General features: G+C 58.1%; 13 protein-coding genes, 2 tRNA genes and 1 riboswitch. Of the genes, 7 read left to right on the forward strand and 8 right to left on the reverse strand.

Going from position 1 to position 14,896, the window contains the following annotated elements; genetic code table 11:
- Positions 1-170: 170 nt before the first annotated feature.
- The 4 genes from D777_RS04730 to D777_RS04745 form a co-directional block, all read right to left on the reverse strand.
- Positions 171-2,816: an AAA family ATPase gene (locus D777_RS04730; RefSeq protein WP_036129159.1), complete on the reverse strand. Its 2,646-nt coding sequence runs from the start codon at positions 2,814-2,816 to the stop codon at positions 171-173.
- Positions 2,813-3,934, reverse strand: coding sequence for a metallophosphoesterase family protein (locus D777_RS04735; protein WP_036129160.1), 1,122 nt, complete (start codon positions 3,932-3,934; stop codon positions 2,813-2,815). The genes D777_RS04730 and D777_RS04735 overlap by 4 nt, the downstream gene beginning before the upstream one ends.
- Positions 3,935-4,132: 198 nt before the next feature.
- Positions 4,133-4,206: transfer RNA gene (locus tag D777_RS04740), tRNA-Cys, on the reverse strand.
- A 60-nt stretch (positions 4,207-4,266) separates the two neighbouring features.
- Positions 4,267-4,342 (reverse strand) — tRNA-Gly (locus D777_RS04745).
- 154 nt (positions 4,343-4,496) lie between these two features.
- Positions 4,497-4,594: riboswitch (TPP riboswitch) on the forward strand.
- A 55-nt stretch (positions 4,595-4,649) separates the two neighbouring features.
- Between D777_RS04745 and thiB the strand changes: the two genes are divergently transcribed.
- The 7 genes from thiB to D777_RS04780 all read left to right on the forward strand — a co-directional run bounded on the left by thiB (position 4,650) and on the right by D777_RS04780 (position 11,497).
- Entirely contained in the window at positions 4,650-5,651 is a 1,002-nt protein-coding gene (gene thiB, locus D777_RS04750) for a thiamine ABC transporter substrate binding subunit (RefSeq protein ID WP_036129163.1), read from the forward strand.
- 4 nt (positions 5,652-5,655) lie between these two features.
- The gene (thiP, locus tag D777_RS04755) at positions 5,656-7,293 is read left to right on the forward strand and encodes a thiamine/thiamine pyrophosphate ABC transporter permease (protein ID WP_036129165.1); all 1,638 of its coding nucleotides are present in this window, start codon (positions 5,656-5,658) and stop codon (positions 7,291-7,293) included.
- Positions 7,286-7,900 (forward strand): thiamine ABC transporter ATP-binding protein, encoded by a 615-nt coding sequence (locus D777_RS04760; protein WP_036129168.1) that lies wholly within the window; start codon positions 7,286-7,288, stop codon positions 7,898-7,900. The genes thiP and D777_RS04760 overlap by 8 nt, the downstream gene beginning before the upstream one ends.
- A 116-nt stretch (positions 7,901-8,016) precedes the next feature.
- Entirely contained in the window at positions 8,017-9,111 is a 1,095-nt protein-coding gene (locus D777_RS04765) for an MlaE family ABC transporter permease (RefSeq protein WP_150112612.1), read from the forward strand.
- Positions 9,112-9,915 (forward strand): ABC transporter ATP-binding protein, encoded by an 804-nt coding sequence (locus D777_RS04770; RefSeq protein WP_036129171.1) that lies wholly within the window; start codon positions 9,112-9,114, stop codon positions 9,913-9,915.
- A 5-nt stretch (positions 9,916-9,920) separates the two neighbouring features.
- Positions 9,921-10,862, forward strand: coding sequence for an MlaD family protein (locus tag D777_RS04775; RefSeq protein ID WP_036129173.1), 942 nt, complete (start codon positions 9,921-9,923; stop codon positions 10,860-10,862).
- Positions 10,859-11,497, forward strand: coding sequence for an ABC-type transport auxiliary lipoprotein family protein (locus D777_RS04780; protein WP_081849465.1), 639 nt, complete (start codon positions 10,859-10,861; stop codon positions 11,495-11,497). Before D777_RS04775 ends, D777_RS04780 begins: the two co-directional genes overlap by 4 nt.
- On the opposite strand, the gene pgsA is transcribed toward D777_RS04780, so the two are convergent.
- The 4 genes from pgsA to D777_RS04800 form a co-directional block, all read right to left on the reverse strand.
- Positions 11,463-12,008, reverse strand: coding sequence for a CDP-diacylglycerol--glycerol-3-phosphate 3-phosphatidyltransferase (pgsA, locus tag D777_RS04785; protein ID WP_036129174.1), 546 nt, complete (start codon positions 12,006-12,008; stop codon positions 11,463-11,465). The two genes, D777_RS04780 and pgsA, sit on opposite strands and share 35 nt — an antisense overlap.
- 7 nt (positions 12,009-12,015) lie before the next feature.
- On the reverse strand, positions 12,016-13,878 hold the full coding sequence (uvrC, locus tag D777_RS04790) for an excinuclease ABC subunit UvrC (RefSeq protein WP_036129176.1): 1,863 nt from the start codon (positions 13,876-13,878) through the stop codon (positions 12,016-12,018).
- The gene (gene uvrY / locus D777_RS04795) at positions 13,862-14,521 is read right to left on the reverse strand and encodes a UvrY/SirA/GacA family response regulator transcription factor (protein WP_036129178.1); all 660 of its coding nucleotides are present in this window, start codon (positions 14,519-14,521) and stop codon (positions 13,862-13,864) included. Before uvrY ends, uvrC begins: the two co-directional genes overlap by 17 nt.
- 100 nt (positions 14,522-14,621) lie before the next feature.
- Positions 14,622-14,873, reverse strand: a complete 252-nt coding sequence (locus D777_RS04800) for a YheU family protein (protein ID WP_036129180.1) — start codon at positions 14,871-14,873, stop codon at positions 14,622-14,624.
- Positions 14,874-14,896 lie beyond the last annotated feature (23 nt).

A 14,896-nucleotide genomic window follows, 5' to 3' on the forward strand; every position in this document is an offset into this window, starting at 1 on the left:
GCAACAACTTAAAGAGACAATAGCAGACTAACGAAAGGTTCAAAAACATCCCGCCAGTTTCCGCTCGCCCCAGCGCTTCGTCAGGCTACCCAAACATTCAACGAGGGCCAGATCAAAAGCAAAGCGGAGCCGGCACGACTGCCTTAAAGACTATGTGGTGGTATCGAAAATCAAAAATCGGACTTGCGCTCCTTCGATGCCTGAATATCCACAGGCGGCACTCCCAAGTCCTGCCACTTCTCCGGATGACAAGTAAACAGCAGTATCTGATGCCGGCTTGCCGCATCGAACAGGATGCGCTTCATGTCTTCAAGTCGATCGCTATCACTATGCACGAGGGTATCGTCCAAGATAACCAGCGTTGGCCTTCCGGCTTCTCGCAGGAGATCGGCATAGGCCAGGCGGCTGACCAGGCCCATCTGTTCCCTTGCGCCAAAACTCAGTTCAGTGATCTGCCCCAGTTCGGTGCCCCGGCTGAAGGTGCCCGGCCGAAGCTGTTCATCCACTTCCAGCGAGGCTTCCGGGAAAAGCACCGACAGGTAATGGTTGAGGTGCTTCTGCAGCGGTGCCTGCAAGCGACGTGTGAGGGCCTGGCGCCTTTCTGTGAGCAGGTTGAGCAACAGGTCCAGCGCCTGGGCACGGCGGTGCAGTTCCTCATAGCGGCGGTTGCACTGGTCGTACTCCGCCTCTTTCTCGTTGAGCTGTTCTTCCAACCCTTCCGCGCCCCAGGCTTCCAGCCTGACTTTGATGTCGCGCAGTTCTCGGCCCCGGTTTTCCTGGGTTTGGCGCAGTTGGTTGACCGCATTCTGGTAGCGTTCGATGTCCTGTTTTAGGAACTCCGGGCGGGCATCGCGGATTTCCCGTTCGCGGCGCTCAAGGCTGACTTCCATCTCGGCCTGCTGTTTGCCGAGGTTGGCCAGGTCGGTGGTTATCTGGCGAAGTTGCTGTTGGCGTTCCGGGCTTTTTTCTTCATCGGCCAGCCGCTGCCATTCGGTTTTTGCATTGTCACGAGCCTGTTTCAGGGCAGACAGCCTGGACTGGTGCTCACGGTCATCGGATTCGGCTTTGTCCAGCGCACTGCCAGCCCGGGCGAACGCTGCATCCGCTTCTTCCAGGGCCGGCAAATCCTCTTTCGGATCCGGTTTGGGGGTGGCTTCCAGTTGGCTTCTGGATTTCTCCAGTTCGCTTTCCGCCTCGTTCTGCTCGGAGAAAAGTTGCTCAATGCCGGCCGGTGCCACGGATTTCAGCAAGTCTTCGGCATGCTTCTGGGCTCTTTCAGCATTTTCAAAGGCAGCAAGACGTTCCTCTGCCTGCTCCACAGACTCCACGCGGACAGTTTTTAGCTGTTCTTCCAGGCTTTCCTCAAGGGTTTTGAGTTTCCTGCGGGTACTGGCCAGTTCTTCGCCGCCGGGTGTTATGCCGAGGGTGCCCACGCCGGGGATCACCAGTGTGGATTCTTCCAGAAGCTGCTGTTCGCCCTGCCCGGTGAGCGTTTCGTTGTTCAGCGTGAGGGATGCGTCGGCCTCCAGCTGCCAGCTTAATCGGGTGGCGATGGTTCGTGAGCGAATGGTTTCTTCGTTCAGCTGGTTCCCGGTTGCTCGCAGCTTCTTGACCAGCTCTGAATCGATGCGGTTTTCCCGGGCTTGCTGCCTGGCCTGCTCCAATTGCTGGTGGTATTCCCTTGCTTTGCCCAGGCTATCGGTCAGTACCTGTTTCTGCTGCTCAAGCCGGCGGACATCCTGCTCCAGCCGATGTCGCGTTTGCAGCAAGCCTGCGAGTTTGCGTTGCTTTTCCGCTTGCTCATAGGCGGCTCTGGCTTCTTGCAAACGGCCTGTAACCACCGGGGTTTGGGCTTCTGCGGTGGCGAGGTCTCGCTCCGCCCGGTCCAGTTCGGCTTTTCGGCCTTCAAGTTGGCGACTGAGCCCTTCGAGGTGTTCCTTGTTCTGCTGCAACAGGTGGTGGTTTTGCTTTAGCTGGCTGAGCGTGGCTTTCTCCTGGTTCTGTTGCTGCTCCAGGCGCTCAACCTGTTGATAGCGCGCCCGCGCTTCCTCCAGCTGGCGTTGGGCGTCTTCCCAGGGGCGCTCGGCCTCGGCCTGATCGTAGTCATGGGTCAGTTTGCCCAGCCGGTCGACCTGCTCCTGGTATTTGTGCACCCGCTCCTTCAGTTCTTCAATCTCAACTTCGTATTGGGCGCGGTCTTTTTCCAGTTTCAGGTAATCGCCCCGGGGCTTGCCGGTGCCAGTCAGCAGGGTGTCCCGCTGGCTACGGACCGTCTCGATAAGGTCGTCGCCTCCAGAGCTGGCTACCTCGCCCACCATGGAATTCAGAGCGGATTTCAGGTGATCGCCGGCGTGCTCTATGGACTGTTCGATGTCCTGCCCGGTGCCCTGCTCCACCCAAAGCAATCCCGGTATACCCCAGTGTTCGGCTTTGCTGGCACCCCGTTTCGGGTACTGATAGCCCAGGAGTTCGGCCAGTTTTTCTTCGGCGTCGTCTTCACTGTAGGTCTCGGTGCCTACAACCAAGTCGCAACGCTTGCGCTGAAGAAAGCTTTTGGTGAGGCGCCAGGCGCGGCCTTCGTGCTCGAAATCCAGCGCAATGGTGGGCGCCGCGGCGGAGTCGCCCCAGGGGCGCAGGTCGTCTACCGCCGTTGAACGATAACGCTCGAAAAACGCGGCGCGGATGGCACGTACCAAGGTGCTTTTGCCGGACTCATTGGGGCCATGAATCAGGTTTAGGCCGGGTTGCAGGTTGCCCAGAACAAAGGGTTTGCGGAACTGTCGCAGCTGTTCAATGCGCATTCGCTGCAGCTTCATTGCGCTGCCTCCTGTTCCCGTTCCCTGAGCAGCCCCGCCAGAATGGCCAGGGCATCCCGGGCGATATCGTCCTGCGCGCCTTCTTGCGGCTCCCGCAGGCTTTCAACCACCTCACCGACGTAGCCATCGGCCTTCAGGGCGGCGATATCCTCATCGGTGGGTGCAAGTTGAAGCCCGCTCCGCTCGCAGCGAAGGCTGCGGAATCGGGCTTCGGCAATCGACAACGCCTTCAACAGGGTTTCCTCACCAGCCAGGGTCACCGAGCCGTCGAGGCGCAGATCGACAACGACGGATTCGGGCAAGGTGTTCAAACGCGCCAGCAACTGCTCAAGATCGGACTGCACCGCCAGGGTTTCCCGGAACTGGTGCCATTGGTACCGCCCTGTTGGAACACGGGTTACCGCGGGTGTCGCGCCGGGTTCGGCAACCTCAACAATCAGGGCATTACCCGCTTCGTTGTTTCTGAACCGTTCGGGCTCTGGCGTTCCGCTGTACCAGGTGCGTTCACCGATCTGTTTGGTGCCGTGCCAGTCGCCCAGGGCAAGGTAATCGAGCTTGCTGGCTTGCGCCCGGTTCGGCGCGATGGGGTTGGTGGAATCAATCTCGTCCGGCAGCAGGCCCTGAACGCTGCCGTGGGCCAGGCCGATTCTGAGAAAACCTTCCGGGGTTTCATAGCCGCTGAAGGGCTCGGTCAAATCGCCGTAGGTGTGGCGCTGGGTCAGTGGCGCACAGAGGATGCTAAGTTTCTGGGGTTCCAGATCAATCACGCCGGGCTGAAGCGCGAGATGCACATTCTCGGGTATCGCCCCAAGACGCTGGGCCCGGGTCCACACGCTCTCGGCCAGCGCGGCGTCGTGGTTGCCGGGCAGCATGACCCAGGGGCCGGCAAACCCTTTGGTGGCGTTAAACACCCGGCGAATGGTTCGGTCGGAAACGGTCTGGGCATCAAACACATCACCGGCCACGAGGACAGCATCGCACTGGTGCTCGTTGGCCAGCCGCGCCAGCGTTTCTATGGCCTCGAAGCGGGCCTCCACCAGGGCAGCACCGTCTTCGGTTTCAAAACGGGTAAACGCCCGGCCCATCTGCCAGTCTGCCGTATGCAAAAACTTTGGCATTTTATCTACCTGAAAGATCTCGGAATTTCGGCGTTATTCTAGACTACCTGCGGCTGTTTTACAGACGTGATCCGATGAACACGGGCATCAGAGTTCCAGGAAAGCAGCATGAGATGAATCAGGCATCGCCAGACGCAAGCGAGTAAAGGGTTGCTTGGGGCGAATTAGTAACTTTAGATGAGTAACTAAGGGAAATAATGGAGGCGCGGGTCGGAATCGAACCGGCGTACACGGAGTTGCAGTCCGCTGCATAACCACTCTGCCACCGCGCCGGAAAAGATCAAAGGGATCCGATCTTTGTGCTCTCAGGTGGGCAATGAGAGACTTGAAATTGGAGCGGGAAACGAGATTCGAACTCGCGACCCCAACCTTGGCAAGGTTGTGCTCTACCAACTGAGCTATTCCCGCTCTTCGTGTCAGAGGCATTGCCTCGTCAACGGCTGCGTATTCTACGGATTACCGTTCGGGCGTCAACACCTTTTTTACAGGTTTCTGTTTTTTCTGGCTTTTGTGGACAAAGTTTAGCCAACTCCCGTGCGTATCCTGGCCCGTGATACACTACCACCACTCATCGGGGTGCCCGGTTTTATCGAGGCTGAGACCATACCCGCGGAACCTGATCCGGCTGATACCGGCGAAGGGATTGAGCGCTCACCTGTTAATGGTGGATTCCGCGATTGTGCCCCACACAAACAATTTCCGGAGGATCCACCCCATGCCGTTCCGCTCGACGCTTCTACTCTGTGCCGCCCTGCTCTGGACAACCTCGGCCATGGCAACAGATCAGCTCACCATCTACACCCACCCGTCGTTTGCTGCAGACTGGGGCCCGGGGCCAGCGATCAAGGAAGCGTTCGAGGAACAGTGTGATTGCGCGGTGAATCTGATCGCGCTGGAGAGTGGCGGCGATATTCTTCAGCGTCTCCGCCTCGAGGGTGAAAGCAGCCCTGCGGATATTGTCCTGGGCCTGGACACCGGCACCATGGAAACAGCCCGCCAGACCGGGTTGCTCGCGGCCCATGAAACGGCTTTGGATCGTTTGAACCTTCCCATTGAATGGACCGATCCACTGTTTGTGCCCTACGACTGGGGATATTTTGCGTTCGTCTACAACACCGACCAACTGCCAGAGCCGCCAACGAGCCTGGAAGCGCTGATCAATGCGCCAGATGACCTGAAGATCATCATCCAGGATCCTCGCACCAGCACACCGGGGCTCGGCCTTCTGCTCTGGATGCGGCATGTCTACGGCGACAAGGCACCGGAGAAGTGGGCTCAGTTGAAGGGTAAGATCCTGACAACCACCAAAAGCTGGAGCGATGGTTACTTTTCCCTGTTCATGAATGGCGAAGCGCCGATGATCCTTTCCTACAGCACGTCACCGGCTTATCACATGGCCATCGACAAAACCGAGCAGTATCAAGCTGTCAGGTTTGACGAGGGCCACTATTTGCAGGTAGAGGTGGCGGCTCTGGTTGCCTCCTCCAAAAACAAAGCGCTGGGAAGGCAGTTTCTTCAGTTCATGCTGACCCGCGATTTCCAGCGCCACATTCCGCTCAAGAATGTGATGTACCCAGCCACGGATATTGGGACAGAGTTACCGGATGTCTTTGGCAAATTGATCCAGCCCGGAAAAACGCTCTATTTCGATCCCGCCACGGTGGCCGACAATCGCCGCTCCTGGCTGAATGAATGGCTCGACGCCATGACCCGATAAGCCCATGGTTCCAGGCTCCAACACTCCGCCATTCACGCACCGCGGTTGGCGAATCTGGCCGGGCACAGCCCTGTCGCTGTGCCTGTATGGGTTGGGGATGGGTGGTCTCGGCGCCCTGCTCTGGCAAGCTCCGGCCATTGATATCCAGTCGCTGTGGAGCAGCGCCTACCTTCGTGGCGTACTGCGCTTCACCTTGTGGCAGGCAGCGATCTCTGTCTTGCTGAGCCTGGCGATTGCCATTCCCGTGGCCAGGGCTCTGGATCGCCACCGGAACTTCCCGGGCCGTGCAGCCTTACTCAGGGTGATGGAGCTGAGCCTGGTGTTGCCCACCATCGTCGCCGTATCTGGCCTCGTGGCCATTTATGGGCGACAAGGTTGGGTGACCCCATTCTTTGACTGGCTTCTGCCGTCCCAGGGCTGGAACCTGTATGGGCTTAACGGAGTCGTGCTGGCACACGTATTCTTCAATGCGCCCCTGGCCTCCCGCATTCTGTTGCAAGCTCTGGAGAACACCCCCGATTCTCAGCGCAAGGTCGCCAGTCAGCTGGGATTGGGTTCCCTGTGGTTATGGCGGACGCTGGACTGGCCCGCCATTCAGGGAATCCTACCGGGCCTGGCTGGCCTTATCTTTACACTCTGCTTTACCAGTTTCGCCATCGTGATGACCCTCGGTGGCGGGCCCTCGGCCACCACGCTTGAGGTGGCGATCTATCAGGCGCTGCGGTTTGAGTTCGACTTTGGACGTGCCGCGCTGCTGGCTCTGGTCCAGCTCATTATCTGTTCTGCGGTCTGGCTCATACTCGTTCGAGGTAAGACCGATTCGGCGTTGATGCCTGCCCAGGCCGCGATGAATTCTCTACCCCCGCGGCCAGACAGTCGTGGCCTGTACCGCCTGATGGATGGCATTCTTCTGCCGGTATTTTCCGCCTTCCTGCTGTTACCCCTGGTCGCCATCGCAATCAGAGGCCTGCCCGGTTTGAGCGACACGCTTCTGTCGGGACAGGGGCTGGTGCCCGCAACGGTCCGGAGCCTCGCTATCGCACTACCCGCAGGGTTACTCGCGGTACTGACGGCCATGATGATCTTGATGATTCCAACGGCTCGGGGACTCGGCAAACTGGCGAAGCTGGGCGACATGGCTGCTCACCTTCCCCTGATCATCCCAGCCCTGGTTCTGGGCACCGGGCTGTTTCTCCTGATTCGTCCTAGCCTGGGTGTCAGTTCCGAGGGGTTGGTTCTGGTCTCCCTGATTAATGCGATCATGGCGTTGCCATTCATCCTGCATTTGTTGCGCTCCCCCCTTAACGGGCTTGATTACGCCAGTGTGAGATTGGCAGACCAACTGGGGATACGGGGCTGGTATCGCTGGCGGTGGATGCACTGGCCTCGCATGAGGAAACCTCTGGCACTCGCCATGGCCTATGGGACAGCGCTCTCGCTCGGCGACTTTGGTGTCATTGCCCTGTTCGGCACACCCGCGCAGCCGACTCTGCCGGTTCTGCTATACCAGCAGCTGGGCAGCTATCAGGTATCGGCTGCCGCCGGCACGGGGCTTTGGCTCATCCTGCTTCTGCTGATCAACTTCAGCGTGTTCAATCTGATCGGTCGCTCATCGCGTTCACGAGGTTTACCGGATGCTTGATATTCGCCGCCTGACGTTTGCTTATTCCTCTCAAGCCACCCCCTGGGTTTTCGACTTCAAGGTTGAGCCCGGTCAATGCCTGGCGATTCAGGGCCCCAGCGGTTCCGGAAAATCCACGTTAATGAATCTCATCGCCGGTTTTCTGGCTCCTGAAAGCGGAGATATTCGTTTTAATGGCCAAAGCCTGCTTGCCGCGGCTCCCTGGGATCGGCCCGTGACCAGCGTGTTCCAGGACCACAACCTGTTCGAGCATCTGGATGTAAAAACCAACGTCGGGCTGGGCGTTCATCCGGGCATGAAGCTGTCCAGCACCCAAATGAACAGCATCATCCACGGGTTGCAGCGGGTTGGTCTGGCAGGCCTTGAAAACCGGTTACCCTCGGAATTGTCCGGAGGACAGCGGCAACGAGTCGCCCTGCTGAGAGCCGTGATGCGGAGCCAGCCGGTCCTGTTGCTGGATGAACCACTAACGGGCCTTGATAGCGCCACCCGAACCCAACTCAGAGACCTGTTGTTGGAACAGAAGTCCCGGGGTGTCACCATGATTCTGGCCAGCCATGACGATGAAGATCGCCACGTACTGGCAGACGCCTCGTGGAGCCTATAAGCTTGTACTGAAAAGCGTTTTAAACCAACACACTGGCAACGAATGTGACACCCGCTTCCAACGACCCACCGGCAGATTATGACGACCCGCCTTTCGCTGAGCATGGTAGCGCCGCAATCTCGGGTGACACGCTGTCGATACGAGGAAACTGGACGCTCTCAGGCTACCTCGAGCAAAAATCTGTGGCGTCACAGTTTCCCGACAGCCGCCTTGACGAGTTGCACGTTGACCTCACCAGCCTGGGCCAGGTCGATACGGCGGGTGTGTCCCAGCTGGTTTCGTTTCTCGGCACCGAAAAACTGAAGGCTGCACTCGCATCCGATGCCGTTCCCGAAGAAACCTCAGCACTGATCAATGCGGTTTGCACGGCAATGAGCGGCCGCACCCAGCCCTCGCCCCCGGCCGAGCCATGGTGGCTCAAGCTGCTCTCAGAGACCGGGCGGCAGGTCGAAGGGCTGTTCCAGTTGTTGAAAGCACTCAACGGATTCATCGGCCAAACCCTGGCCGCGCTGCTCTGGACGCTGCCACGCCCCCATCGCTGGCGATTCACACCGTTTGTTGCCGCGGTTCAGGACACGGGGCTGAACGCCCTGCCCATTGTTGCCCTGCTCACATTCCTGGTCGGCGCGGTGGTTGCGTTCCTGGGCGCTACCGTACTCGAAGAATTCGGCGCCACCATCTACACCGTCAACCTGGTGGCTTTCTCCTTCCTTCGGGAGTTCGGCGTACTCCTGGCAGCGATACTGCTGGCCGGCAGAACCGCAAGCTCGTTCACGGCGCACATTGGTGCCATGAAGGTAAACGAGGAGCTGGATGCGATCCGCACTCTGGGGCTCAACCCCATTGAGCTTCTGGTTCTGCCGCGCGTGCTGGCAATGATGGTGAGCCTTCCGATCCTCACGTTCGTTGGAATGATTGCTGGCCTGATCGGCGGTGCGACCGTATGCGCATTGGTGCTGGACATCTACCCGGCGCAATTCCTGGCGATTGTGGAACGGGATATCGACATTCGACACTTCCTGGTTGGGTTATCGAAGGCGCCGATCTTTGCGTTCCTGATTGCCGTCATCGGTTGCCTGGAAGGATTCAAGGTTCAGGGCAGCGCTCAATCCGTTGGCGAACACACGACCTCAAGCGTGGTCCAGTCCATCTTCACCGTTATCCTGCTCGACTCGATCGCTGCCCTGTTTTTCATGGAAATGGGGTGGTAAATGGCCTTAACCAGGGACACCGTCATTGAAGTCAGAGGTCTTGAAAACCGCTTTGGCAACCATGTTATTCATCAGGGGTTGGATCTGGATCTCTACAAGGGAGAAATCCTCGGCGTGGTCGGCGGCTCCGGCACCGGGAAAACGGTACTCCTGCGCAGCATCATCGGCCTGAACAAGCCCGCCTCCGGCCACATACGGGTGCTCGGCAAGGACCTGGACACGCTCAAGGCCCGGGAACGTTCCGCGATTGAGCAACGGTTTGGCGTACTGTTCCAGGGTGGCGCTCTGTTCACCTCTCTGAACCTTCAGGAAAACATCGCCATCCCGTTGATCGAGCACAAAGGGCTATCCCGCGCAGACGCAGAAGCCCTGGCAAGAGTAAAACTCGCACTGACCGGATTGCCGCAAGAAGCCGCACTCAAATACCCGTCTGAACTCTCCGGCGGTATGGTGAAAAGGGCAAGCCTTGCCCGTGCTCTGGCCCTGGACCCGGAGATTCTTTTTCTCGATGAGCCCACAGCCGGGCTGGACCCTATCGGTGCCGCCGCATTCGACCGGCTACTGGTGACCCTTCGGGATGCCCTCGGCTTTACGGTCTTCCTGGTGACTCACGATCTGGATACCCTGTACGCCAGCTGCGACAGGATTGCGGTTCTGTCACAGAAAAAGGTGCTGGTGACAGGCACTCTGGAGCAGGTCGCAACCACGGATGACAAGTGGGTTCAGGCGTACTTTAATGGCCCCAGAGGGCGGGCTGCCAGCCACGCAGCCCAAGCCCTGATACGGAATACCCCCCGGGAGTAGGCACTATGGAGCCTCGTGCTCATCACGTTATTATCGGACTATTCACCCTGCTCGCCTTCGCCTCGGCACTGATTTTTGCGCTGTGGCTGTCAAAATCGTCAGGTGACCGGGATTGGGCCTACTATGAGATCGGTTTTGACCATGCCGTCAGCGGCCTGTCTAAGGGAAATCCGGTCCTGTACAGCGGCGTTCAGGTTGGCGATGTCCTGGAATTGAATCTGGACACCCAGAACCCAAGCCACGTCCGCGCACTGGTCCGCGTGGATCGCGAGATCCCGATCCGTGAGAACACCCGGGCCGGGCTGATCCTCGCCAACATCACCGGCAGCATGAGTATCCAGTTCAGCGGCGGCACAACGGACAGCCCTCAACTCGCGGGTAATGAGGAAGATCCGCCGCTGATCATGGCGGAGCCGTCTGCGTTCAGTAATCTCGTCAACAATGGTGAAAGCTTGTTGGCACAGGCCGAGGATCTCCTTGTTAACGCCAACCGCGTTTTTTCCGAGGACAACGTCGACAACCTCTCTGCCCTGCTTGCGAATGCCCGCCAGGCCTCCAACGCATTGCTGGCGCAGAGGGAAGATCTGGTAGCCCTGCTCGAGCGCTTTGACACCGCGGCCCGTCGGGCGGAAGAGGCGGCCATCAAAGTGTCGCGGGTTTCTGACAATGCCAATGACATCCTGACGAATCAGGGCCAGGAAGCGCTTGACGCCATGACTCGTGCGCTGGGCAGCCTGCAAACCGTCACCAACCGTATTAACCGGATCACCCTTGAAAACGAAGGCGCCCTGGCCTCGGGATTTCAGGGTATGGGCGAGCTATCACCCGCGCTGCGGGAGTTGAGGAGCACGCTTCGTAACCTCAATCAGCTCACCCGGAATCTGCAGGAAAATCCGAGCGGTCTGATCTGGGGCGGTGAAACCTTCAAGGAGATGTCAGAACAATGAGAAGGATAGCAAAATCAGGAGCCGCACTGTTGGCCATCTCGGCGTTGGCAGGGTGTACGGTGTTCCCGAATGCGGAACCGCCACGGGTGATGGATCTGGCGGTCAAGCAGCCTGTGGTCGAGGTTCTGAAGCGCTCTTCGGTCAGCATCAGGGTGAGCACCCCCCAAGCCTCAGAACCCTTTACCGGCTCAAGAATCCTCGGTAAACCGACCCCGTACGAATACCGGGTTTATGGCAAGGTTCGCTGGCGCACAACGATGCCGGTGCTTGTCAGGGATTTGATGACGGATAGCCTGCGCTCCAGCAACGCGTTCCACACGGTGCTGAGTGACGCAAGTTCGGCCGAGGCCGACAAGACGCTCACCAGCGAGTTAACGGCGTTTCATACGGAACGGAAGGAAGGCGGACTCCAGGCGCTCATCGAACTGCATGCCCAGGTCGTCGACAACCAATCGAAAGCGATCCTCTGCAGCGCCAGTTTTCAGGCTACCGAGCAGTCCATCAGTGAGGATGTGGACCGGGTGACTCAAGCGTTCAGTGTTGCTGGCCAGTCACTGGCAACGGACATCACCCTCTGGGCAGTGAACTGCCAGCAGGAGGCTACTTCGGGAACAGGTCAGCCCACGCAGCCTTGAGGTAGAGCCCCATGGACCAGAGCGTCAGGCCGGCTGCCAGATAGAGCAGCGCGATGGAGACATCCGCCCAGATGATGCCGGGAGGGAATGCCAGCAGACCGACAATGGCCGCCATTTGAGCCGTGGTCTTGATCTTGCCGATGTAGGAAACCGCCACACTGGCCCGGCTGCCAATTTCAGCCATCCATTCGCGAAGTGCGGAGATCACGATTTCCCGACCGATAATGACCGTTGCGGGAATGGTCAGCACAATGGCCGCATGCTCTTCAATCAACACGGCCAGCGCCACGGCCACCATCAGCTTGTCCGCAACCGGGTCCAGAAAAGCACCGAATGGCGTGCTCTGGTCCAGTTTGCGGGCAAGGTAGCCGTCCAGCCAGTCCGTCGCGCCCGCCAGGGCGAAAATACTGGCACTGACGAGGTAACTCCACTCTACCGGCAGATAAAAGATCACCACGAAAACCGGGATCATGATGATGCGGGAGAGTGTCAGTATGTTGGGTAAATTCATGCTGTCCTTACTCGTCATGCAGTGCTGCGTAAATAGATTCGGCCAACGATTTACTGATGCCCTGAACCTTGGTTATCTCATCAATGCTGGCTTTTCGGATTTCCTGAATACCACCGAAGTACCGGATCAGCTCGCGGCGACGCTTTGGCCCAACGCCCTCAATGCCTTCCAGCGTGGACTGTCGGCGTTTCTTGTCACGGCGCGCCCGGTGGCCGGTGATCGCGAACCGGTGGGATTCATCCCGAATGTGCTGGATCAGGTGAAGTGCCGGAGAATCCGCCGGCACTCGAAATACATCGCCGGTCATGGCATCAATCAGTTGTTCCATGCCAGCCCTGCGTGTGACGCCCTTGGCGACACCTATCAGGGGTATATCAGATATACCCAGCTCATCAAACACTTCGCGGGCGATATTTAACTGCCCTTTGCCGCCGTCTATGAATACCAGATCCGGCCTTTTTCCCTCACCACCGACCATTCGTTTGTACCGGCGGGTAAGAACCTGACGCATTGCAGCATAATCGTCCCCGGCCGTCACGCCTTCGATGTTGTAAATCCGATAGTCGCTTTTCAGCGGGCCATTCTCATCGAAAACCACGCAGGATGCGACGGTATTCTCGCCATGGCTATGGCTGATGTCGAAACATTCCATGCGTGACGGGGTGTCGGTAAGGTCAAGCAGATCCCGAAGGGCCAGCAACCGACGATACACGGTTTCCTTGCTGGCCAGATGGCTGAGCAGTGTTTGCCGGGCGTTGGTCATGGCCAGCTCCAGCCAGCGCCGCCGCTCTCCTCTCACATTACCGCGAATGCGGGTTTCCCGATTGGCGGCCTCGCTTAACGCTTCCGCCAGCAGTTCCTGGCCTTCAACCGCCACCGGTACAAGAATATCTCTGGGAATTTCACGCCGGGTGTTGCCGCCAAAATAATATTGGCCCAGAAAGGCACTCAACAGCTCGCCTTCGGTCTGTTCGATGGAGAATCTCGGAAAATAGTCTTTGGTGCCCAGCACCCGACCACCCCGGACAATGATCACAACCACACAGACGATGCCGGCATCCTGTGCAATGGCAACGACGTCCGCATCGCCACCATCGCTATCCACGGCCTGCTGTTCCTGAACGTGCCGGAGATGGTTGATCTGGTCGCGATAGGCTCCCGCCTTCTCGAACTCGAGGTTCCGGGAGGCGTCTTCCATCGCAGCCATCAGGTCGTGGATGATCGCTGGGTTTTTGCCTTCCAGGAACATGGTCGCATGGCGAATATCTTCCAGATAATCCTCTGGTGAAATGTACTCCACGCAAGGCGCCGTACAGCGGTTGATCTGATACTGGAGGCAGGGTCTCGTTCTGTTCCTGAAATAGCTTTCATTACAGGATCTTATGCGAAATATCTTCTGTAGCACATTAAGACTTTCCTTGACCGCACCAGAGCTGGGAAACGGGCCAAACCAGGTGCCGCCCCCCTTTTTGGAGCGACCGCGCCGGAATGTCAGCGACGGGTAATCGCTGTGCGAGGAAAGGTAGATATACGGGTAGGATTTGTCGTCCCGAAGCAGGATGTTATAAGGCGGCCTCAAGGACTTGATCAGGTTCTGTTCGAGCAGCAGCGCTTCGGTTTCGCTGCCGGTAATCGTCACCTCGATCGACTCTATTTTTGAGACCAGAGCCTGGGTTTTCGGGGACAAACCACTCTGTCGGAAATAGCTGCTGACCCGGTTTTTAAGATTCCGGGCCTTGCCAACATACAGCACCTCGCCGGCCTCATCGTACATACGATAGACGCCGGGGCGCTCTGTCAGTTGTTTCAGGAAACTTTTGCTGTCGAACTTCCTGATATCGGCTTCTGCCGGATCAGACCTTTTCGGCATCAAGCAACCCAAGCCGAACGGCCATCAGTGCAAGTTCAACGTCACTGGAGATTTCCAGCTTTTCGAAGATGCGGTAGCGGTAACTGTTGACGGTTTTCGGGCTCAGGCAGAGCTTGTCAGAAATATCCTGAACCTTCTGACAATCCACCACCATCATCGCGATCTGCATTTCCCGCTCTGACAAACGCTCGAACAGGGACAGCTCGCCGTCTTGCTCACCGTCTCCGCCCAGCTGTTTCAGGGCCATCTTCTGGGCGATTTCAGGGCTGATGTAGCGCTGCCCTGAGTGAGCCATGCGGATCGCGCGGACCATCTCTTTGATGTCCGCGCCCTTGGTGATATAGGCGCTCGCTCCGCTTTGCATGACCCGCGTTGGATAGGGATCGTCTGCACAGGCGGTCACTACAATTACCCGAATGGAATCATCGATACGAAGGATGCGGCGTGTCGCCTCTAGACCACCAATTCCGGGCATGCGGATATCCATCAAGACGATATCCGGGCGATCCTTTCGCACAAACTCTATCGCATCTTCTCCCGAAGATGCCTGCCCGATGACTTCCAGGTCGGGGTTATCCGCCAGCATCCGGGTTATCCCGGAACGAACCAGCTCATGGTCATCGACAACCAGTACCCTGATCAAGATTCACCTCGCATACGGCTTTCGAAAACAGCAGGATTGTACCGTTTACCGCGAACGCGCGGTAGGTATCCTTGCAAATTCTGCCATCTGGTTAGTGTATTCAGGCCGGGGCTCCGAGGCCTGCTGTGTTCTCGACGGGATCGAACCAGACAACCAGTTCCCCCCGCTGGACGGCACCTCGAACCACCGCACGCTCTGCAAGAGGATTTTCGGTGTCATTAACGCCATGATAACGCGTGCAATATTCGTCTACCAAACCCTCCAACTGGTCTTCAGTCAGCAAGGCGGTATCCACGACAAATTTTTCCTGCCGCGGATCGGGTTGCGGCTCCTGGCCGGCATCGTTGGTCATGTTTCCTCCTGTCTATAGCGACA

The sequence above is a fragment of the Marinobacter nitratireducens genome (assembly GCF_000708045.1).
GTDB lineage: Bacteria > Pseudomonadota > Gammaproteobacteria > Pseudomonadales > Oleiphilaceae > Marinobacter > Marinobacter nitratireducens.